We start from the raw sequence: 20,640 nt of genomic DNA, 5'->3' as shown, positions 1-20,640 counted from the left end.
CTTAATCCAAGTCATTGCTACATTTCTCACAGACTCCCTTGGCCACCAGATTGATATCCTCTGCCACATAGCCGTCGGGCAGGTTTATCTGAGGGATTTTGTGCTCTGTAAGGCACACGGTTTCCCCGCAACTATTGCAATGAAAATGTAAGTGAAGGTCGTTTCCCACCTCACATTCACAATTGTCTTCGCACAGGGCATATTTAATGATGCCGGTGCCATCCTCAATTTGATGCACGATTCCTTTTTCTTCAAATGTCTTCATAGTACGGAAAAGCGTACTCCTTTCCGAGCTTTCGAAATCCTTTCCAAGGTCGCCTAAGCTAACGGCCACATTCAGTTGTGCCAGCCGTCTATAGGTCATCAAGCGCATTGCCGTAGGGCGGATGCCTTTGCTTTCCAACTTTTTTACTATTTTTTCCATTTGCTATAAAAGTATTTAGGGGTCGTAACGCTTTATGGATTCCCCGGTTTTTATCTGGAAGGCATCTTCAATATCGGAAAGATAAATTATTCCGTCACCGGGTTCAGTTGTTTTTGCATTCTCAAGGATAATATCTATTGCTGATTGTGCTTCTTCGTTTTGACATACCAGTTCTAACTTTACAACCGGACTGTCTGTTACACGGAAATCTAAAGAAGGTGATGCGCCTTTTGCTTTAAAAGCCCCCGTTCCTTCTCCCTGGGAAAGGGTCATACTTTTAAATCCGCTTTCACTAAGAGCTTCAATTACATTTTGAACTCGTTTCGGTTTTATAAATGCTTTTATTTCTTTCATTGCTGTAATATTAATTTTAGTATTAAGGATGAACCCTCTGGAATTTTAATTAAGACAAACATTTAACAGAGAGTCCATCCATCTAATTTTTTTAATTTAATGACCATGGGAAGTCTGGCTTTTCTGCATTTCAGAAACCAGATAATAGGCATTATTATAGGCAACCAACGTACCTTCAGGCAGAGGCTCCAGCAGTTTAATTTCAACCCAACCATCTTCATTTATTCCCGTTCTAACCTGCACTGGTTTCAATTCCCATTCGGTTTCACCATCTTCCTGGTGTTTTTGGGCCGTAAAGATGTAGGGATTTCCTTCTTCTTCAATTATTGCTTCTTCCGGTAAGGCAGGAACAGCTTCTTCACCGGTCCTGATTTTTCCGTTTATATACATCCCCGGAATTAGAAAATCTTCTTTATTATCGATTTCTGCATGCACATGTACCGCTTTGGGGTTTTGTTCAAATTGTTTCCCCACTGAATAAATTTCCCCGGTTAAATTACTGCCTGGAACCGATTCCAGTGTAAACGCAATCTTTTGGCCTTCTTTCACCTTATAAATATCTTTTTCAAAAACCATTAGATCGGCATGAACATGTTCATTATCAACTACCATAAACATACTGGTCTGAGGGTCTACATATTGTCCTACCTGTACCAGTACTTTTTCAATATAACCTCCAATTGGGCTTACTACCGGAATATATTCATATAATTCACCGTCTCTAACCTGGGAAGCATTTAGGTTTAACTGGCGCAATTGCGATTCGTACCCCCGCACTTCACCTTGTACAGACTGGTAATCTGATTGGGTTTGTTGAAAAGATTTTCCAGATCCTACCTCTGCTTCATATAAACGTTTCTGTCTTTCAAATTCCTTTTCCAAAAATTGCATCCTACTATATGCATTAATATAATCAGACTGCATTCTGGTTAAATTTGGGTGAGAAAGATAAGCCAACACCTGACCTTTATTTACCTTATCCCCCTCAATAACCTTTATAGAAGTTATATTACCGCCTAAAATTGCCGTAACGGTAGCTTCATATTGTGGCGGCACTTCTAACTGGCCATTGGCTTCCACAATACCCGACAAAGCTTTTTTAGGCAAGGTATCTACTTTAATCCCCAGACTATTGAATTTCATTTCTGAAAGATGTACCGAACGCATCCCACCTTCTTCTTCACCGTGTTCTTCATCTCCTTCCTCACCGTGATTTTCACCTTCTTCGGTATTAGTAGTTGCAGTTTCACTGGAAGCATCTTCCCCTGCCGCAGGATTTTCTTTACATCCAAAGAATATGCTGAGCGTTAAGGCAAGCATTAGAATATTTATTGATCTTGTATTCATATCGATTTTCTTATTTTAATTTTTAATTTGAATTCTTAAGGTAATATTCCAGTTGGTAGCGGCTGTCGAGATAATCGTTAAAAGCACTCCAGGCATTTACCTCGATTCTAATGGCATCTCTTATATTTTGGAGAAATGTCACATAATCGATAGCGCCTTCCTTAAAGGCCAGCACTGATCCACCTTGTTGCTCTTTGGCCAGCGGAAGTGCTTCATCCCTATAATAATTCCATGAGTTTCTCCATTTGATGTAGTCTTCACGCATATTTTTATAGGCGGTTTCCAGTTCGATTTTATCCTGATAAAAGTTTTGCTCTGCAATCTGTCTATTTACTTGTGCTTCCTGTGTACGGCCTAATTCCGGCCCAAAAAACAGCGGAATTTGAATTCCTATTTGATATTGGAAGAAACCCGATTGCCCGGCTATTTCCTGCCTACCGTACTGACCCTGAAATTTGGGCAAAAATTCAGATTTTCGTTCTCTGGTAACCGCTTTGGCAACATCTATCCTTTGTTCCGAAACCTGCAGCAACGGATGATTTTCAAGCGACTCTACCAGAAAGTTTAAAGGTTCGTCTAAAGTTTCAACAGGCAAATCTGGTACATCATAGATCGTATCACTAACAAACCATAAATTTAGACGCTGTAATGATTTCAGGTAATCTCTATAAGCTTGTTCTAACTGTATTTTCACCTCATTCCCCTGATTTGAAGTAGCAAGATACTCCAGTTTAGAGGTAGCTTCTGTTTCATACCTGATTCGTGCTGCTCTTTCAATGTCTTCAAAAATTGAATCCATTTTCTTATATACCCGATACCTCTTTTTACTTGTATAAACTGAAGCCCAGGCCCTGCTTACTTCACGTTCCACTTCTAAGGTATTTAGTTCTAAAGCATTTTCAGCAAGGGCCACCCTTTCTTTCTGTAATTTCAAACGGGGAGCTATTCCAAAAACATCTATGCCTTGTTGTTGAACACCAATTTGGGTATAGATCCCATCAGAGCCATTTCCTACCTCTTCTTTTCCTGTAAAGATTTGGGTATTCCCAAAATCATAGGCGGTTTTACGCAATACTTCCTCACTTTCAATTTCAAGTTGGGCAGCTTTTAATTGTGGAAAGTTTTGGATTGCCATTTCTTTAGCCTCTTCCAAACTAATAGTTTGTAAAGAATCCTGTATTGGATTTTCCGATGACATTTCATCAGATTGTGCATTTACGGAAAAGGTTCCGCCTAACATCAAGCCAATTATCAAAATTGTGGCTAAAGATCGTGAATTGGAAGAACCAAGCTTGTTCTGTTCCTTTTTCTCTCGTCTCTTCTCTACAAATGTATAAAGGACAGGAAGAACAACCAGCGTAAGTAAGGTAGCTGTAAGCATGCCACCAATAACAACCGTAGCAAGGGGTCGTTGTACTTCAGCTCCTGCTGACGATGAAAAAGCCATCGGCAGAAATCCAAAAATATCTGTTGTTGCTGTTAACATAATGGGACGTATTCGTTCTTTGGTTCCTGTAAAAATTCTATCTTTTATACTGGTTACCCCTTCTTCTTTTAAGGAATTAAACCTGTTAATAAGCACCAGCCCGTTTAAAACGGCAACCCCAAACAATACAATGAAGCCTACACCAGCTGAAATACTAAACGGCATATCTCTTAACCAAAGAGCAAATATTCCTCCAATAGCCGCCAGTGGAATGGCTATATAGATCATAATTGATTGGGAAAAAGATTGGAGTGCAAAGTACAGAAGCACGAATATCAGAAATAGAGCGATGGGCACTACTATTTGTAAACGCCCTTTTGCTCTTTGAAGGTTTTCAAACTCCCCACCATAAGTAATGTAATATCCTGGAGGTAAATCTAACTCTTCATCCAATTTTTGCTGGATGTCATTTACCACAGATTCCACATCCCTCCCGCGGGCATTAACTCCCACATAGGTTCTTCTAAAGGTGTTATCCCTGGAAATTTGCATAGGGCCCGGTACATAACTAATATCAGCTACTTCCTTAATCGGAACCTGAGTGCCATCCGGCAGATCTATATAGAGGGTACGTAAATCATCAATGCTTTGGCGGTGCGCCTCATCAAAACGTATTACCATATCAAACCGCTTTTCCCCTTCAAAGATCACTCCGGCCGTTCCTCCAGCAAAAGCTGCACTTATATAATCGTTAATCTTTTCAATGTCCAATCCATATTGCGCAATTTTTTTACGATTAAACCGCACCGTCATTTGTGGAAGACCAGATGTTCGTTCAGGGTTCACATCTCCTACGCCCGGTATAGTCTGTATTATTTCAGCCATTTTATCAGCTTTTTCAGCAAGAAGGTCTAAATCTTCACCATATAATTTTACCGCAACATCTTCCCTGACCCCGGTAAGCAGTTCATTAAAACGAAGCTCTACAGGCTGGCTAAAAACCAGGTTGACTCCCGTAAGTTCTTCATTAAGTTTCTCTTTGATCTTTTCTATCAATTCCTCTTTAGAACTTGCCGAAGTCCAATTATCCATATCCTTCTCTAATACAATAAACATATCGGCAATATCCATAGGCATTGGATCAGTAGGGATATCGGCAACCCCAATCCTCGCTACGGCGGTTTCTACTTCCGGGAAATTCTCAAGAAGGATATCTTCTATTTTTGTGGAAACATCAATTGCTTCACTCAAACCACTTCCAGGTCTTATTAAAGCCTGCATGGCGATATCCCCTTCATCAAGTTGAGGGACAAATTCCCCTCCCATTCTGGAAAAGATAAAACCGGCTACTATAAGTAAGACAACCGCAGACCCCAATACTATGAACTTCAATCTTAAAGCTCCTTTTAATAAAGGCATGTATCCTTTTTGAATCCCTCCAATAATTTTATCACTAACTTTTTCCAGCCAGCGTTCAAACTTTCCAAACCAGTTCTTTTTATTCTGAATTGGTTTCATAAATAAAGCAGACATCATAGGGACATAGGTAAGGCATAAGAAAATAGCACCTATCATGGCAAAACCAAAAGTAAATGCCATTGGCCGAAACATTTTCCCTTCTACCCCCGTTAGAAAAAGAATGGGCGCAAATACGATAAGAATGATAATTTGTCCAAAAAAGGCGGAACCCATCATCGTACTTCCGGCATCATAGGCTACTTCATCCATTTTAGCCTTATTAAATTTTATTTTGCCGGAACGCATCCGTTTTTGTATTTCATATACCGTACCCTCAATGATGATCACAGCACCGTCTATAATAATTCCAAAGTCAATAGCTCCCAAACTCATTAGATTGGCCCAGACATTGAATTGCTTCATCAATATAAAAGCAAAAAGAAGTGATAATGGAATGGTAGTAGCAGTTATAAGACCGCCTCTCAGACTACCTAATAATATTACTAAGGCAAAAATCACGATTAAAGCACCTTCCAGAAGATTCTGGGTCACGGTACTCGTAGTTCTTTCAATTAAAACACTTCTGTCAAGGAAGGGTTCTATTGATAAACCTTCAGGCAAAGATTGTTCTACCGTCTCCATACGATCCTGAACATTTGCAATTACTTTATTAGGATTTGCACCTTTCAACATGAGCACCATACCGCCAACAGCTTCACGGCCATCCTGGGTAAAAGCACCATAGCGTACCTGGCTACCAAACTGGACCTCTTCAGCTGCATCTCCAATTGTTACAGGCACTCCATTTTCATTCTTGATAACAATAGATTTTATATCATCTAGTGACCTGATTAAACCCTCACCACGGATAAAATTGGCCATATTATTTTTTTCTATATATGCACCGCCTGTATTAACATTATTTTTTTGCAGGGCATCGAAGACTTGGGAAATAGAAACGTTTAACGCATTCAGTTTTTCGGGATTAATGGCAATTTCATATTGTTTTATAGAGCCCCCAAATGAATTTACCTCTACTACACCTTCGACGAGGGTCATTTGACGCTTTACGATCCAATCCTGGATGGTACGCAATTCCGTAGGGGAATAAACGGTGTCATACTCTTTTTGGGGCTTTATCGTATATTGATAAATCTCACCCAAACCTGTAGTAATGGGTCCCATAGCGGGACTTCCAAATTTTTCAGGTATTTGGTCCCTGACTTCGTTTAGTTTTTCCTGAACCAGTTGACGGGGTTTGTAAATGCCCATATCGTCCTCAAAAACAATTGTAACCACGGAAAGGCCAAATCGGGAAACAGATCGTATTTCCGTAACCCCGGGCAGGTTCCCCATTGAGAGTTCTACAGGATAGGTTACAAATTGTTCAATATCTTCTGTTGCAAGATTAGGTGATTGGGTGATCACCTGAACCTGGTTGTTAGTAATATCTGGCACCGATCCCAGGTTGACGGTCATCATGGACCAAATACCCGTCCCTATCAGCGCTAAGGTAAGTAGTCCAATAATAAATTTATTATTAATGGAAAATGCGATTATCTTATTAATCATATAAATAAAAATTTAATTCAGTTAAAATTCTTGATAATAATTTTGTGCCTAACAAAATCTATCAATAGGACCAAGGATCTAGTATGAGAACCAGGATTTGGTCAAAAAAGGATATAATTATCCTTTAAAAAAACTGAATTAAACTTTTGGAGGATCTAAAAAGGAAAGAATAGGTTCTTCCACTGAGCTGTCAAAATGGACAAAGGCTTTTGATGGAATTTCAATAATCAAAGCCTTGAAATTTGAAGAACCGAAATCTACTGTATGCACATGGCAGCAATGGCAACTACAAAAAGGAGGGCATAAATCTGCTACTTTATCATGTGAATAGTCGATATCTAAATTCTGCGTAGCAACCACTGTTACTTCTGAATCAGAAATCACTTGTGAAGTGTCACTATCATTACAGGCTAATAAGTTAAGCCCGAATATATATAGAGATAATATGACAGCGATAATTTTCACACTACAAAGATAAAAAAAAATCAATGCACAGATTGTGCAAAAAGAATAGGAACAGATTTCAAAAGGTTTATCACATAATTTGATAATAATTTCAATTAAAAAATTACCAAGATCTTATACTGAAGAATTAGAACATTGTTTTTTAATAAGCTATTTAATGAAATAGAGAATTATACAAATCCTTCAAATTACTAAGTTACACTTCGAATGAGATAGGAAATATCCCCAAATAATGTTAATTAACATTATTTTCTATTCAAATTTGGCTTTCCAAAAATGTTGTACCTATGTTGTACCCAGTCCATAAAAAAAGGCCTTACATTTCTGTAAAGCCTTGTCATTGCTAGTAGCGGGAACTGGACTCGAACCAGTGACCTTCGGGTTATGAGCCCGACGAGCTACCTACTGCTCTATCCCGCGATATCGACTGCAAATATACAGTCATTTTTTGTTTCTCCAAAGCTTTTTTTCAATTAAATCATTACCCAATTCATAGCTTTCATTCGCTCCTTTTTTTTAAACGCTTCTACATCTGCAGGAACAATAAAATCTTTTATTTTCATAGATTTCTTAAACATCTTATCATCAGTAACAATAGCTATTTTTTTTAGATCTTCAGGATGTGAAAAATGAAATTTTACTGCCTTAAAAAAACCTCCCAGTGAGATTCCTTCATCAGATTCATCCTCTAAATAAAGACATATTGGCCTTATTTTTTCTAAACGATTTTCTATTTTTGAAAGGATCTCTTTCATTTTTTCCTGATCAATTTCTTCTTTAATCATGAAACCGACAACATTATCGGCAAACTCAAAAGTTTTTTCCATTGGGTTATAGAATGGTTAGTATATTCCCTAAGTTAAAAAAAGAAAATGAATTTGGAAGTAGATGAAAAGTAATTTAGAAGCTTACTGTTCAATATTCACGGCCTCATAGGATGTTAATTCTCCATTCTCAAAAGAGACACGTATTTCTATAGGGTTACAGCAATTCTCGCAGTCTTCAATATAGGTTTGGCTGCTAACCGATGGATCTAGAAGTACAGAGATTTCTTCCCAGCAATAGGGACATTGAAAAAAGTGTTCAAACATAAATTACAATTCAATATTCAACAATTGGCCGGTGAGCTGTAGCAACTCCAATTCAGCAATCTTTGCATCATATTTTGCGAGATTAAGACTCGTTCTTGCATCCAGTAAATTCACCTGGGCCTGTCTAAATTCAATAGAAGTAATTCTTCCAAGGTTAAATTGTTCCTGGGAACGCTCAAAATTATCCTGGTTTGTAGCTACGTTTTCTTCCTGAACCCTTAAAATATATAACCGGTTTTCATAATTTCCCAGAGCATTAGCAATATCCCTCCTAATTCCCAGAGCTACCTGTTTCTTTTGCAACTCCTGGTTCTCGTGGGTTATTTTAGCATTCTGAATTTGCACAGAAGTAGTACCACCATCAAAAAGATCCCAGGTTAAACTTACACCTCCAGAAATACCATCAGTAGTTTGGCGGCTTCCGGGAAAGAAAGCTGTTGCAGCACTTCTATTAAAATTCCACCCATAAGAGCCGTTAAGATCTATAGTAGGCAAATAACCAGATTTGCTAATTTTAATATCGTATTCTGTAATAGCCAAATTTTTATCCAGCTGAAGCAAGGAAACGTTATTAGCTTCGGCTTCATCAATATAGGCTTCTAATTGTAATTTTGGAATAAAAGTAACCGTGGTATCTACCTCAAAATCCTTGTTCATTATTTGTCTATCTACCAAAACATTTAAATCTCGTTTGGTGTTATCCAGTTGTTGACGGGTTTGCAGCAGGTTCACACTATCGTTATTTACATCTACCCTGGCATTAAGCACCGCCAGGTTATTACTTTGCCCGTAATCAAACTGGTATTGTGCTCTGGTTACACGCTCTTTTGAAGTTTCCAGAACATCTATTAATACTTCAACATTTTCGCTTAGCCGTGCAATTTCATAGTAAACGGTTAACAACTGAAGCATAGTATTTTCTATGGTTTCCCGGGCCTGTAGTTTAGATAAATCGTATTGTTCTTTTAAACTTTTGTAGTTGTAAAACCTACCTAAACCATCAAACAAAGTGTAATCTAAATTTATAGATGCATTATAAGAATTGCTTTCTATGCCTTGTTGATCTAGCGGTTCACCTTCTTCGGGCTCAGTAAGCCTGTTGTTAAGATCGTAACCGGCACCTGCTCGCCCGGTTACCGATGGTAAATAGCCAGAATTAAGGATTCCCTGATTGTTTTCGGAGATTTCCACATCGTTATTAGCCATTTTAATACCGTAATTACGCTCTAACGCCAGTGCTATAGCTTCTTCCTTGGTTAAGACATTTTCTTCCTGGGCAACCATACTGCCCATACAAAAAATAGCGACCACAAGTATTAAATTAACCGATCTCCCCATGTGCTTTTTCTTCTTTTTGTTCTTTAATAGCTCTTTCTACTTCTTCGTGCGTCACTTTGTTTCCGCTAGCGAGCCATTTTCCACTCACTTTAATATTATTACTGATAGATAGAAGTAATGGCAAAAGCAGTAAGGTTAGTACCGTTGCGATAGCGATTCCATAAGAAATAGAAATTGCCATAGGTTTTAAGAATTGCGCCTGCCTGCTTTTTTCAAGGAGTAATGGTGCCATTCCCGCAATAGTGGTAAGCGAGGTTAGAAAAATAGCCCTAAATCTTGCCCGGCCGGCTTCGTAAAGTGCATCGTTAAACTTCATCCCATCTCGCAGGTTTCCGTTAAATTTACTTATAAGCACCAGCCCATCATTCACCATAATTCCTACTAAAGCAATAATTCCTAAAGCGGAAAGTACATTTACCGGAAAATCGTGAATCCAGTGTCCCCAGGCAACCCCAATAATACTAAAAGGAATCATTATCATTAATAATAATGGCTGGCTGTAACTTCTAAAGGTAAAAGCTATTACCGCATAAATAAGGAATAACACCACCGGTAATACTCCCTTAGCGGAATCGGTTAGCTTGTTGGCTTCCCTGTTTTGCCCTTCATAAGAAACCGAGAGACTGGGATATTTTGCAAGCAAATCGGGCATTACGTTACTTCTGATGTCTGCTAAAATTTCGGTAGAACTTCCGTTGGGATCTTCCATATCTGCACTCACCCTAATTTCCCGAAGTCCGTCCAAATGGCTTATAGATTCGGTACCGCGCACAATATCATAATTTGCAATTTCATTAAACGGTACACGGGCACCATCTGGTGTGGTTAATCGCATATCGTCTAAATCGTTTATAGAAGAACGATTCTCAAGATCGTAGCGAACCCAAACCCTAATCTCATCCTGGCCCCGCTGAAAACGCTGCACCGGAGTTCCAAAAAAACCGTTTCTTACCTGGCGCATCACTTCACTAAGATCAAGGCCAAGTGCATAAGCACTTTCTTTCAGTTTAATATTAATCTCTTTTATACCCTGCGGATCGTTATCCTTAACATCTTTTAAAAGCGCATTATTTTCAAAATTATCTTTTAATTCTTCTTTTGCAGCCTCCAGTTCCTGGAGGTTATTCCCCAGTAAAGACACCGAAACCGGATCTCCTCCAAAATTACCACCAGAGCCAAAAGTAAGGTTCTCTACACCAAAAACAGGCCCTACTTCATCTCTAATAGCATTTGTAATTTCTGGCGATCCAATATCTCTTTCTTCTCCGGGTAGTAAATTTACCTGTAGAGAAGCTTTATTATTTCCGGGGCCAACTCTTTTAATAGTATTTTCTACAACTTGTTTATTTCCGCTTTGGCGACTGCTAAAATCTTCATTTACGCGCCAGGCAGCTGCTTCAACCATAGAAATAATGGAGTCTGTTTTTTCGGGATTCACTCCTTCAGCCATTAAAAGATCTATACTCACCCTGTCACTGGCAATACTTGGGAATAAGGTTATCCTAATCCAATTGCCACCAATTGCGCCAATGGTTAGGATTAAAACAGCAACCAAAATTCCTAAAGAAAGCATTTGTTGTTTAAGCACAAATTTTAATACGGGGCTATAAGATTTATCTCTTAAATAGCTCATAACCTTATCCCCGGTGCGGTTTACTACCCGCATTTTAACAAAGAACTTAGCCAGGCCAGTTTTCTTGTTATCTTCTTCAACATTTCTGGCTTGTAATGCTTTTGAATGAGCAATGTGGGCCGGTAAGATAATAAGTGCTTCTACCAATGAAACCACTAAAGTAAGGATGACCACTGTGGAAACTTCGCCAAAAAATTCACCAATTCTACTGTCTAAAAATAAGAATGTCGAAAAAGCTAAAACCGTAGTTAAAATAGCCGAAATTATAGGAGGAATAACTTCCATTGTACCATCTAAAGCTGCCTGAACGGGAGTTTTCCCCATTTCATAATGCTGATAAATGTTTTCCCCAATTACAATCCCATCATCTACCAGGATCCCAATTACGATAATCATCCCAAATAAAGAAAGTACGTTTATAGTTACCCCAAACTGACCGGCAAACATAAACATCCCCAAAAACGCAATAGGAAGCCCAAAAGCCACCCAAAATGCCAGCCTTGTATTTAGAAAAATCGACAAGAACAATAATACGAGAAATATTCCCATTGCCCCATTTTCCAGCAGGAGTTGGGTTCTTTGACCTAATGTAATTGAAGAATCTGATACTACATCCAGGCGAATATTACTGCTTTTCGCATTATAATCTTTTACGTATTCTTTTACCTTTTTTGCAGCCGATAAAAGGTCTTCATTATTGGTATTGCTTATCGCCACATTTACAGCAATATTGCCGTTGAAATATGAAGAGTTAGAAGTTTCACCAAATTGATCCCTAACTTCGGCCACATCGCTTAAGCGGGTAGTTTGACCGGTAGCTGAAGATCTTATAACCAAATCGTTTAAAGCATCGGCATAATAACTACGGCTGTTTGCCCTAATTAAATAATCTTCTGCTTCGGTTTTAATAGTTCCGCCGGTACTTAAGATATTTGCTGCGCCAACGGTTCTGGCAACTTCTTCAAAAGTTAGGTTATAAGCTAAAAGATCGTCCTGGCTAACTGCAATTTCAATTTCTTCTTCAGGAAATCCAGAAATTTCTATTTGCGAAATTCCGTCAAGCTGCCTTAGATCGTTCTCTACTTGCTCGCTAATACGTTTCAGCGTTACTAGCGGCACGCCATCGCCGCTAATAGCAAAACTAATAGATGGGCGCACTCTTTCTTCTTTAGAAACCACTAAAGGCTCCATTCCGCCAGGAAAAGTAGGCACGCGGTCTACTGCGTTTTTTACTTCGGTGAGCATGACATCTATATCTTCGTCCTGCTCTATTTCTACTGTGATTGAACCGCCACTCTCCCGTGCTGTAGAAGTTACTCGTTCTATACCCACCAGGCCTTTAAGGTTATCTTCAATTTTGAGAATAATCCCTTCTTCAATCTCCTCTGGAGCTGAACCCGGATAATTTACACTAATATTGATGATGCGAGATTCTTCTAAAGGAAAAAAGGAAGAATTTAAGCTGAATACACCTACCAGGCCAAAAATTACAAAAGCGAGGATTACCACATTAACGGCTACCTCATATTTTATAAAATAACTAATTAATTTTCTCAAAATTCCTCGGCTTTAGCAGTATCTTTCTCTTCCTGTATTTGCACTTTCATTCCAGGATGTGCGCCGGGAACAGGGGCCGAAACAAGCTTATCGCCATCTTCGAGGCCTTTTATCACCACTTTATTGCTAGAAAAATAAACAGGATTAATTTCTTCTAAAACCATCACGCTATCTTTTACCACGTAAACTTTAGACCGGTCTACCAACAACTCCCTGGCAATCTCAATGGCATTATCCTCATCACGAGCATCTAATTTTGCTTCCAGGTACATTCCTTCCCGAATATCGGGATCTTCAATTCTTATAAAAACCTGGATGGTTTGTGAGGTGCGGTCTACCCGGGCATTTATCCTGCTTACAGTACCTGTGTATGTCTGATTCCCGTCAAGATCCTGGAGCGCTACATTTTCTCCGATTTTTAATAAATCTGAAAACTTTTTCCCAACAGCAACTTCAAGTTCGTAAACCGAAGGATCTATAAATTCACCTAGTTTCTGGCCGGGTCTTACCAAAGTTCCCGGGTTTACGGAAGCTTCAGTTAAAACTCCATTAAATGGGGCAACTATATTGAATTTTCTAAGGCGTTCTTCCAGGTTCTTTATCTCGTAATAAGCCGATTGGATTCCGCGGCCGGTAATAAAATATTTTTCTTTATCTGAATCTGGCTCAGGCAAAGGTTTAGTTGTACTGTTTACATCAAAATTATTCAGGTAATCTTGCCATTTCTGAAAAGAATCTGGATAATCCATTCTAAGATCGGGCATAATGGAAGTGATATTATTGAATAATTCACTTTTAGCCGAACGCACACTTGCAGCATATTCTTCTGAATTAATACTTAATAGCACCTGGCCTTTATTATAACGCTGCCCGGGTCTAAAATCTTTACTGCTGTACTGGAAAATTCCTTCTACTTCAGAAAAAAGCTCCATTTTTTTAAGCGCGGTAACATTACCATTGGCGGGAACTATTATGGGAACCCTTCGGTTTTCAACAGTTTCTACAAATACATTTTTTACCACTTTGGTAGTCTCGGGAACTTCTTTCACATTACTATCAATAATTGCTTTTGCGCCAAAAACTGCTAAAACAATAAGTAATACTCCAAGTATAGAAAGTATAATTTTGCGTTTATCCATGTGTGTAAGACACCTATTTGCCCAATTGGTTTAATTTAAACTTGAAATTATAAGAATTGTTTATGCTAAACTATCCAGGCTTTCCTGAATTTCTTCCCATTCTTTCATAAGAGAGTTTAGCTCTTTTTTCTTTGTTTTATATTTCTCCAAATATCCTGGTTTCGCTGCAACTTCATCGTAATTTGTAGCTAATTCCATATCACGCGTTTCGAGTTCTTTTTCTAACTTAGTGATTTTAGATTCGGTATTGTTTAATTTATTTTTTAAGGATTTTACCTTTTTCTGGTCTTTGTAGGCTTTTTTGTTGTTAGAACCGGCAGCATCCTTTTGCACTTTGGCTGCTTTATCTTTTTTCTCTACGCTGCGCATATCTTCAAGCTTACGCTGCTCTAAAAAGTAATTTATATCGCCCAGATATTCCTTTATTTTGGTATCCTTAAACTCATAAACTTTATTAGAAAGTCCTTGAAGGAAATCCCTGTCGTGAGAAACAATTATTAAAGTTCCCTCAAACCTATTCAAAGCCTCCTTTAATACATTCTTAGATTTAATATCAAGGTGATTGGTAGGCTCATCCATTATAAGCACGTTAAAAGGCTGCAGCATTAACTTACAAAGCGCCAAACGGTTTCTTTCACCACCAGAGAGTACTTTTACCTTTTTCTCTACTTCATCACCTCTAAAGAGGAAGGAGCCCAACATATCTCGAACTTTGCTTCGGTTTTTTTCGTTAGCAGCATCAATCATAATATCGTGAACGGTTTTCTCACCGTCCAGGTAATCGGCTTGATTTTGCGCAAAATATCCTAACTGAACATTGTGCCCCAGTTTTAAATGTCCTTCATATGGAATTTCATCAATAATAATTTTAGCAAGCGTGGTTTTACCCTGCCCGTTTTGCCCCACAAAAGCAATTTTACTTCCACGTTCTATTAAAAGATCAATATCTTTTAAAACCTGATTATTACCATAAGCTTTGCCAATTCCCTCTGCTTCTATAACTACTTTCCCAGGTTGAATAGAAATAGGGAAACTCACATTCATCACCGCATTATCATCTTCATCCACCTCAATCCGATCTATTTTATCAAGTTTTTTGATGAGCGACTGTGCCATAGAAGCTTTTGAAGCTTTTGCCCTAAATTTATCGATGAGTTTTTCGGTTTGCTCAATTTCACGTTGCTGATTCTTCTGTGCGGCCAGTTGTTGCTCTCTTAATTCCTCTCTAAGCACCAGGTATTTTGAATACGGCTTATTGAAATCGTAAATCTGGCCAAGCGAAATCTCTATGGTTCTATTGGTAACATTATCCAGGAACATTTTATCGTGCGAAACAATAATCACACAGCCTGAATAATTATTAAGGAAATTCTCCAGCCAGATAATACTTTCAATATCCAGGTGGTTGGTAGGCTCATCCAGCAATAGAATATCGTTATTTTGAAGTAAAAGTTTAGCGAGTTCTATTCGCATTCTCCAACCTCCCGAAAAAGTTTCGGTAAGTTTACCAAATTGTTCCCGCTGAAAACCAAGCCCCAGCAAGACCTTTTCAGTATCGCCTTCGTAATTATACCCGCCAATTATTTCGTAAGTATGTGTAATCTCACTTAAATCCTGAATAAGTTGGGTGTAAGATTCACTTTCGTAATCGGTTCTGGTTGCTAATTGATGGTTAATTTCATCAATTTGCTTTTCAAGTTTCTTTATTTCAACAAAAGCTTGTTGCGCTTCTTCTAAAACACTGCGACCCTGTTCAAAATCTATATCCTGCTTTAAAAAACCAATATTCAGTTCTTTATCACGCGCAATCTGCCCACCATCGTATTCCTGCTCGCCGGCAAGAATTTTAAGCATTGTAGATTTTCCGGCACCATTCTTTCCTATTAAACCAACGCGATCTCCCGCGCCCAGTCTAAAGGTTATTTCTTCAAAAAGATATTCTCCGCCAAAGGAAACAGAGAGATTATGAATATTAAGCATTTGTTGATTTTATTTTTGCAAATATGCCTAAATTTACAACGTGAAAAAAATATGTTTACTCCCAATCTAAAGCCGCAACGAAACTTATAACCCCTTGATTATCAATTATGGAATTTTTAAAAGGAACCAAGCTTTACAGTATACTTACAGGAACCTGCCCTGTTTGCCACGAAGAGAGTATGTATGTTGAAAGCAATCCTTATAAATTAGGACGTATTTTTGAAATGCACGAGCACTGTTCTAACTGCGGAACAAAATATAAAATAGAGCCTTCTTTCTTTTTTGGAGCTATGTATGTAAGCTATGCGGTAGGCATCGCATTTTCTGTAGCTGCATTTGTGATTGCCTATTTCTTTTTTGGAGGTGGATTAATGACCTCCTTTTGGGCCATAATAGGAACGCTAGTGGTATTTATGCCTATTATTATAAGGCTTTCCAGAAATATTTGGATTAATTTCTTTCTTAACTACAAACCCAATGCGGGGAAACGCTAAGCCTCATAATGTTTCTTATTGAATCTTTGTAAATCTATTTCCTGCGGAAGCTGAACATTTTCTTCAATAAACCTGATTAATTGTTCTGAAACCATTGGAGAAATAAGCACGCCTCTACTGCCAAATCCATTGCAGCAATACAGGTTTTTATATTCAGGATGTCTTCCTAACATTGGTTTGCGGTCTTTGCTGGCAGGTCTAATTCCTGCTGACTGATCTACAACTTCAAACTTACAGGTAATTAACTTCTTAATTTTATTTTCCAGGTCTTCCCGTGCAGTTTTACTGGGTTGCGGATCTGTATCCTTGTTGTTATAAGTGGCCCCAACTTTATATAAATTATTCCCTAGCGGAATAATAAAAACCGAAGACTTTACTGCTTCTTCCAATTTTAATTCTTCTGAATAAATAGTGATATATTCTCCCTTATTTCCGCGTAGCGGAAGGTAATTAAAGAAAGGATTATGTTGCATTCCAAATCCTTCACAAAAAACGATTTGTTTGGCTAAAACTCCATTATAGTTAACGGAATCTTCATTAATCTGAAGCGCCGAATAATCAAATCTTTCAAATTGAATTTTGTTATTATTTTTCAAATAATTTCGGTATTCTTTTATAAGCACATCGGTATCAATTACCCCGGTTTGCCGAACCCTCCCAAAGGAGTATTCCGAAGGAATGCAAGGATTAATATTTTTAACCAGATCGGTATCTAAATATTCTGAAAGTAAAGGTTTATCGGCTGCTCCAAACCAATTGTTCTGCTCTTCAGCTGAAAAGAATTTTCTATAAATTTCTACAGGATAAAGAATCTTAGCCTGTAATTTTGTTTCCATTTCTTTATAAAACGGAAGTGCGATTTTCATTTGCTCATTCGCATTCCAGGCCAGGGTAAAACGTTTAAGAATTACCGGGTTAAACAGCCCACCGGCAACCAGGGAAGATTTTTGAGAATTATCTTCAAAAACTACAAACTTCTTATTTCTGTCTTCCAGCCTTTGACTTATTGCAATTCCGCTTAGGCCTAAACCAACTACTATATAATCTAACATAGTTTAAAATTAAAAATTTATAGTTAACCTCCCTATTAAAAATGAAAAAGCGCTCCATAAGAAACGCTTTTCTAATAAATTTTGAAGCTTTTAAAGGAATTAGTAATTCCACATATCCAGCTCAAAGTTTCTTATTTGCTCTTTAATACGCTGGGCTTCTAAAAGTTCCATAAACGCATTATCTACAATGTATTCATCAATTTCACGATCTCCATAAACGTTATCTTCTTTATAGATCATCCCATCAAATCTTCTGGAATTCAGTAAATGATCAAAGGTGACGGTTTGCGCCGAACTACTGCCGGTAAAGGCTTTATTATCATGCAAAACCTGCCTGGCATCGGGAAACCAAACCCAAAATAATTCTACCAGATCGGTTTGACCAGAATCTATAAAGTTTACATCGGGAGCTACGGGAGCTATACCGAGTATTCTATACTTCAATTCTGCCTGGCGTTTATCAAAATACCACATTCCGCGAATATGATATTCTGCGATATCAGCGGCACTTAAATCCCGCCTATCTATAAATTGTTCCTCAACCTGTTCCCCGGCATTATACTGCTCAATTCCAAGATCTGTAGTATCTACTTTAGATAAGGTTGCTTCAATATCCTTAAGGGTTCTCTTTTCTTTAAAGTAAGAATCGGCATAAATGTTTTGAATTTTACCACTTTTAATAGCAGAAACCAAAACATCGTACAGGGCCCTACGGTTATTCCCAATATTATTAGTATCTATTGGGTAATACAATGGGAAATTAACCCTTTCATCAAGATCTATTTTTTCCCATACGTTTTTAGACCATAATACATCACGATCTTCAATGTATCCATATTCAAGTGGTTTATCATTAATATCACTTTGAATCTGGGCTTCGGTTTTCCTGCCAATATCTTCAGGGTCTTTAGCGTTTAAAATATTCGCCTGCCCAAAAGATGTTATTGTGAAAGAAAACACCAAAGCATTCAATAAAAATCCTCTCCAATTCATCTTCTAAATTTTATTAATTTGTTAACTCTATAACAACTGGAGAAACTTTCTTCAGTTTATATCCAGAGTTACCAGAGATACCCGCTTGAATATCAAAAATTTGCACAGATTCTCCTCGTCCTGCTCTTCTTAGAGCAGCTTTTGCTCTATCGTCTAACCTACTACCATTAACCTGAATAGTTGGTTGTCCCGGTACTTTAAAACTAAATCCTGTTACGTTTAGATCAAGATTGAAATCAAAATCTGGAAGTGTTGCACCAATAGTAGAAACTTCTAAACTATTACGTTGCATTTGCACCGATCCATCTTCTCCCCTAACCGTACCTGCCGGTCTTGGAATATCTTTAATTCTAAATGTTTTGCTATCTGAAACGGTTTCTCCACCGGGAAGCTTACCACTTACATTAATTGCTACTTCTCTAGCCTGTAAATTAGTAACGTTCATCACGTATTGTCCCGCACCACCAGCTGGTGAAAGTCCTGGAGCCTGAGCACTAATACTACCTACACCAGGAATAGAAATCGTCATTGGGTTTTGAACTCCGCGATAAAGTACATTCATTTTATCAGCCGAAATAACTGCTGAATTAGGCTTTGGAATAACAGCATAAGAACTATTAATAGGGATTCTCACAATAGAGTCACCTTCTTTAAACTGAAGCTCTCCGTTAATTTCTTTTTCACCTACATTACCTGCAGGGAAATCTAACATAACCTGTCCCGCCTGTGTGCTCTCTACATTATTGCCGTTTATAGTAACATTTTCAAATTTTAAAGTAGGATCTACACGACCTAAAACTACTTTACCTTTAAAGTTTTCACCACTAAAAAAGGCCGTTTTGTCTGGCACTACTATGGCCTGATAATTAGTTAAGGAAACGTCACTTTGCAATTGCCCTTCAAGCATTGAAGATAAAATATCGTTTTCTGTTGTTCTAACATCAGATTGTATCTGAGTTAATTTTGTAAGAGAAGCAATTAACGGAAATCCCTGATAGTTGTACATCAACCAGGGTTTGGTTACATTCTCGTTATCAGTAATTTCTTCCGTAGAAAAATCGTTTGCAACTTCACTTCTAATCTGCGGAAAACCATCTCCCAGAATATTAAGTACTTCATTTCTATAAGTATCTATAGCTGCAACAAACTCTTCTCCTCTTGGTGTTACTCTTCCACTCGCAAAAAATAAGTTGTCTAACTTATCAGAGCGATCCATAGATTCATAATTGTTTCTATCTTCACCTTCATAATCGGCTAATAATTCATCCTTAAGATTACCTACCGTATTGTATAAATTATCTGAAAGCACACCAATTTGTTCGGCTTTAGCTTTTAATTCTTCATATTTTGCAGGTTGTTCTTCGGCTTTGGCGGCTAAACCGGCCATTGCCATATCGTTACGTTGAGATGTAGTAGCATTAGATTCCTCAAGGTCTTCATTCATTTGACCAAAGGCTGTCAATACTTCCTTAGACATATTTAGTGCCATCATTGCTATGAACACCAGATACATCAGGTTAATCATCTTCTGTCTTGGGGTTTGTTTTCCAGACGCCATGTGCTAATTAGTTTTGTTCTTTAATAATTTAGGTTTTCAGGGGTAATAAATTCACTAATTAGTTGGCACACCACTGCGGGTACCGTTCATAGCTGTAAGCATACCTCCATAAACTCCGTTTAAAGAAGAAAGGTTAGCTGCAAGAGATCCCATTTCCTGGTTTAATTTACCGGCATTTTCTGCAACCTCCTGGTTGATTTCTGCCTGGCGTGAAGCTGATTCTACCTGAGCTTTATAAATATTATTTAAGGTTTCCATTTGCGTAGCAGCTGTTGTAAGCTCTTCGCTGTATTTCTTTTGAGAAGCCATAGCATCTACAGTAGGAGCAATTCCTTTTGCCGCTCCTTCAAAATTACGGATACTGTCTCCAAGACTGCTCATTAAATTAGCATCTATCTTAGCTTCTTTAAGCATTTCATCTAATTTCTTAGAAAGTTGGCCCTGAGTTTCTTTGTCTTCCTCAATTACTGTTGCGCTACGTCGAGTTCCTTGTCCACCGGCTAATTCAGGGTAAACTAAAGACCAGTCAAGGTCGTCATCTGTAGGTTCAAATGCAGAATATGCAAATACAAAAGCCTCTACTACAAGACCTGCAATAAGCATTGGGTTTGCAAATGGCCAGTGCATAATTTTAAAAAGCGCACCTAATATTACAACTGATGCACCTAAACCGTACACCATGTTAGTTATTCTCTTTGTTGAATTCGATTTTGCCATAATAATAAAATAGATTTAGATTTTCTACTGGTTAAATAGGTT

At 38.0% G+C, this 20,640-nt stretch carries 16 protein-coding genes and 1 tRNA gene; 1 reads left to right on the top strand and 16 read right to left on the bottom strand.

What is annotated here, in order from left to right:
- Nucleotide 1: 1 nt before the first annotated feature.
- The 12 genes from J0871_RS06330 to J0871_RS06275 all read right to left on the bottom strand — a co-directional run bounded on the left by J0871_RS06330 (nucleotide 2) and on the right by J0871_RS06275 (nucleotide 15,784).
- Nucleotides 2-424, bottom strand: a complete 423-nt coding sequence (locus J0871_RS06330) for a transcriptional repressor (protein ID WP_128766680.1) — start codon at nucleotides 422-424, stop codon at nucleotides 2-4.
- Between the two features lie 15 nt (nucleotides 425-439).
- Nucleotides 440-778 carry a P-II family nitrogen regulator gene (locus J0871_RS06325; protein ID WP_009778856.1) on the bottom strand — a complete coding sequence of 113 codons (339 nt, stop codon included), beginning with the start codon at nucleotides 776-778 and terminating at the stop codon, nucleotides 440-442.
- Nucleotides 779-874: 96 nt separating this feature from the next.
- Complete coding sequence (locus J0871_RS06320; protein ID WP_190324899.1) at nucleotides 875-2,125, bottom strand: efflux RND transporter periplasmic adaptor subunit; 1,251 nt, start codon at nucleotides 2,123-2,125, stop codon at nucleotides 875-877.
- 22 nt (nucleotides 2,126-2,147) lie between these two features.
- On the bottom strand, nucleotides 2,148-6,581 hold the full coding sequence (locus J0871_RS06315; protein WP_150545106.1) for a CusA/CzcA family heavy metal efflux RND transporter: 4,434 nt from the start codon (nucleotides 6,579-6,581) through the stop codon (nucleotides 2,148-2,150).
- A 138-nt stretch (nucleotides 6,582-6,719) separates the two neighbouring features.
- Nucleotides 6,720-7,046 (bottom strand): DUF6660 family protein, encoded by a 327-nt coding sequence (locus J0871_RS06310; protein WP_225573949.1) that lies wholly within the window; start codon nucleotides 7,044-7,046, stop codon nucleotides 6,720-6,722.
- Nucleotides 7,047-7,393: 347 nt separating this feature from the next.
- Nucleotides 7,394-7,466 (bottom strand) — tRNA-Met (locus tag J0871_RS06305).
- A 53-nt stretch (nucleotides 7,467-7,519) separates the two neighbouring features.
- Nucleotides 7,520-7,873: an STAS/SEC14 domain-containing protein gene (locus J0871_RS06300; RefSeq protein ID WP_208224293.1), complete on the bottom strand. Its 354-nt coding sequence runs from the start codon at nucleotides 7,871-7,873 to the stop codon at nucleotides 7,520-7,522.
- A gap of 81 nt (nucleotides 7,874-7,954) precedes the next feature.
- Nucleotides 7,955-8,137, bottom strand: a complete 183-nt coding sequence (locus tag J0871_RS06295; protein ID WP_075325748.1) for a CPXCG motif-containing cysteine-rich protein — start codon at nucleotides 8,135-8,137, stop codon at nucleotides 7,955-7,957.
- A 3-nt stretch (nucleotides 8,138-8,140) separates the two neighbouring features.
- Nucleotides 8,141-9,475: a TolC family protein gene (locus tag J0871_RS06290; protein ID WP_208224292.1), complete on the bottom strand. Its 1,335-nt coding sequence runs from the start codon at nucleotides 9,473-9,475 to the stop codon at nucleotides 8,141-8,143.
- The gene (locus J0871_RS06285) at nucleotides 9,459-12,665 is read right to left on the bottom strand and encodes an efflux RND transporter permease subunit (protein WP_208224290.1); all 3,207 of its coding nucleotides are present in this window, start codon (nucleotides 12,663-12,665) and stop codon (nucleotides 9,459-9,461) included. Before J0871_RS06285 ends, J0871_RS06290 begins: the two co-directional genes overlap by 17 nt.
- A complete protein-coding gene (locus J0871_RS06280) occupies nucleotides 12,662-13,804 on the bottom strand; it encodes an efflux RND transporter periplasmic adaptor subunit (protein ID WP_208224288.1) in 1,143 nt (380 codons plus the stop codon). The genes J0871_RS06285 and J0871_RS06280 overlap by 4 nt, the downstream gene beginning before the upstream one ends.
- Before the next feature lie 60 nt (nucleotides 13,805-13,864).
- Nucleotides 13,865-15,784: an ABC-F family ATP-binding cassette domain-containing protein gene (locus J0871_RS06275; protein ID WP_208224286.1), complete on the bottom strand. Its 1,920-nt coding sequence runs from the start codon at nucleotides 15,782-15,784 to the stop codon at nucleotides 13,865-13,867.
- Between the two features lie 107 nt (nucleotides 15,785-15,891).
- Here J0871_RS06275 and J0871_RS06270 point away from each other — a divergent pair, with 107 nt between their 5' ends.
- Nucleotides 15,892-16,278: a DUF983 domain-containing protein gene (locus J0871_RS06270; protein ID WP_093305750.1), complete on the top strand. Its 387-nt coding sequence runs from the start codon at nucleotides 15,892-15,894 to the stop codon at nucleotides 16,276-16,278.
- On the opposite strand, the gene J0871_RS06265 is transcribed toward J0871_RS06270, so the two are convergent.
- The 4 genes from J0871_RS06265 to gldL all read right to left on the bottom strand — a co-directional run bounded on the left by J0871_RS06265 (nucleotide 16,275) and on the right by gldL (nucleotide 20,598).
- Entirely contained in the window at nucleotides 16,275-17,330 is a 1,056-nt protein-coding gene (locus tag J0871_RS06265) for an FAD-dependent oxidoreductase (protein WP_208224284.1), read from the bottom strand. The genes J0871_RS06270 and J0871_RS06265 overlap by 4 nt on opposite strands.
- 99 nt (nucleotides 17,331-17,429) lie before the next feature.
- A complete protein-coding gene (gldN, locus tag J0871_RS06260; protein ID WP_075325741.1) occupies nucleotides 17,430-18,323 on the bottom strand; it encodes a gliding motility protein GldN in 894 nt (297 codons plus the stop codon).
- A 13-nt stretch (nucleotides 18,324-18,336) separates the two neighbouring features.
- A complete protein-coding gene (gene gldM, locus J0871_RS06255) occupies nucleotides 18,337-19,881 on the bottom strand; it encodes a gliding motility protein GldM (RefSeq protein WP_208224282.1) in 1,545 nt (514 codons plus the stop codon).
- A 54-nt stretch (nucleotides 19,882-19,935) separates the two neighbouring features.
- On the bottom strand, nucleotides 19,936-20,598 hold the full coding sequence (gene gldL / locus J0871_RS06250; protein WP_093305755.1) for a gliding motility protein GldL: 663 nt from the start codon (nucleotides 20,596-20,598) through the stop codon (nucleotides 19,936-19,938).
- Between the last annotated feature and the right edge of the window lie 42 nt (nucleotides 20,599-20,640).

The sequence above is a fragment of the Salegentibacter sp. BDJ18 genome (assembly GCF_017579965.1).
In the GTDB taxonomy this organism is placed as follows: Bacteria; Bacteroidota; Bacteroidia; order Flavobacteriales; family Flavobacteriaceae; genus Salegentibacter.
Note: the sequence above shows the minus strand (reverse complement) of the source record. Positions and strands in the feature narration are given on the sequence as shown.

Excerpts from the sequence above, each read along its gene's own strand:
- J0871_RS06330 (WP_128766680.1), bottom strand. The coding sequence starts at position 424 with ATGGAAAAAATAGTAAAAAAGTTGGAAAGCAAAGGCATCCGCCCTACG.
- J0871_RS06325 (WP_009778856.1), bottom strand. The coding sequence starts at position 778 with ATGAAAGAAATAAAAGCATTTATAAAACCGAAACGAGTTCAAAATGTA.
- J0871_RS06320 (WP_190324899.1), bottom strand. The coding sequence starts at position 2,125 with ATGAATACAAGATCAATAAATATTCTAATGCTTGCCTTAACGCTCAGC.
- J0871_RS06315 (WP_150545106.1), bottom strand. The coding sequence starts at position 6,581 with ATGATTAATAAGATAATCGCATTTTCCATTAATAATAAATTTATTATT.
- J0871_RS06300 (WP_208224293.1), bottom strand. The coding sequence starts at position 7,873 with ATGGAAAAAACTTTTGAGTTTGCCGATAATGTTGTCGGTTTCATGATT.
- J0871_RS06295 (WP_075325748.1), bottom strand. The coding sequence starts at position 8,137 with ATGTTTGAACACTTTTTTCAATGTCCCTATTGCTGGGAAGAAATCTCT.
- J0871_RS06290 (WP_208224292.1), bottom strand. The coding sequence starts at position 9,475 with ATGGGGAGATCGGTTAATTTAATACTTGTGGTCGCTATTTTTTGTATG.
- J0871_RS06280 (WP_208224288.1), bottom strand. The coding sequence starts at position 13,804 with ATGGATAAACGCAAAATTATACTTTCTATACTTGGAGTATTACTTATT.
- J0871_RS06275 (WP_208224286.1), bottom strand. The coding sequence starts at position 15,784 with ATGCTTAATATTCATAATCTCTCTGTTTCCTTTGGCGGAGAATATCTT.
- J0871_RS06270 (WP_093305750.1), top strand. The coding sequence starts at position 15,892 with ATGGAATTTTTAAAAGGAACCAAGCTTTACAGTATACTTACAGGAACC.
- J0871_RS06265 (WP_208224284.1), bottom strand. The coding sequence starts at position 17,330 with ATGTTAGATTATATAGTAGTTGGTTTAGGCCTAAGCGGAATTGCAATA.
- gldN (WP_075325741.1), bottom strand. The coding sequence starts at position 18,323 with ATGAATTGGAGAGGATTTTTATTGAATGCTTTGGTGTTTTCTTTCACA.
- gldM (WP_208224282.1), bottom strand. The coding sequence starts at position 19,881 with ATGGCGTCTGGAAAACAAACCCCAAGACAGAAGATGATTAACCTGATG.
- gldL (WP_093305755.1), bottom strand. The coding sequence starts at position 20,598 with ATGGCAAAATCGAATTCAACAAAGAGAATAACTAACATGGTGTACGGT.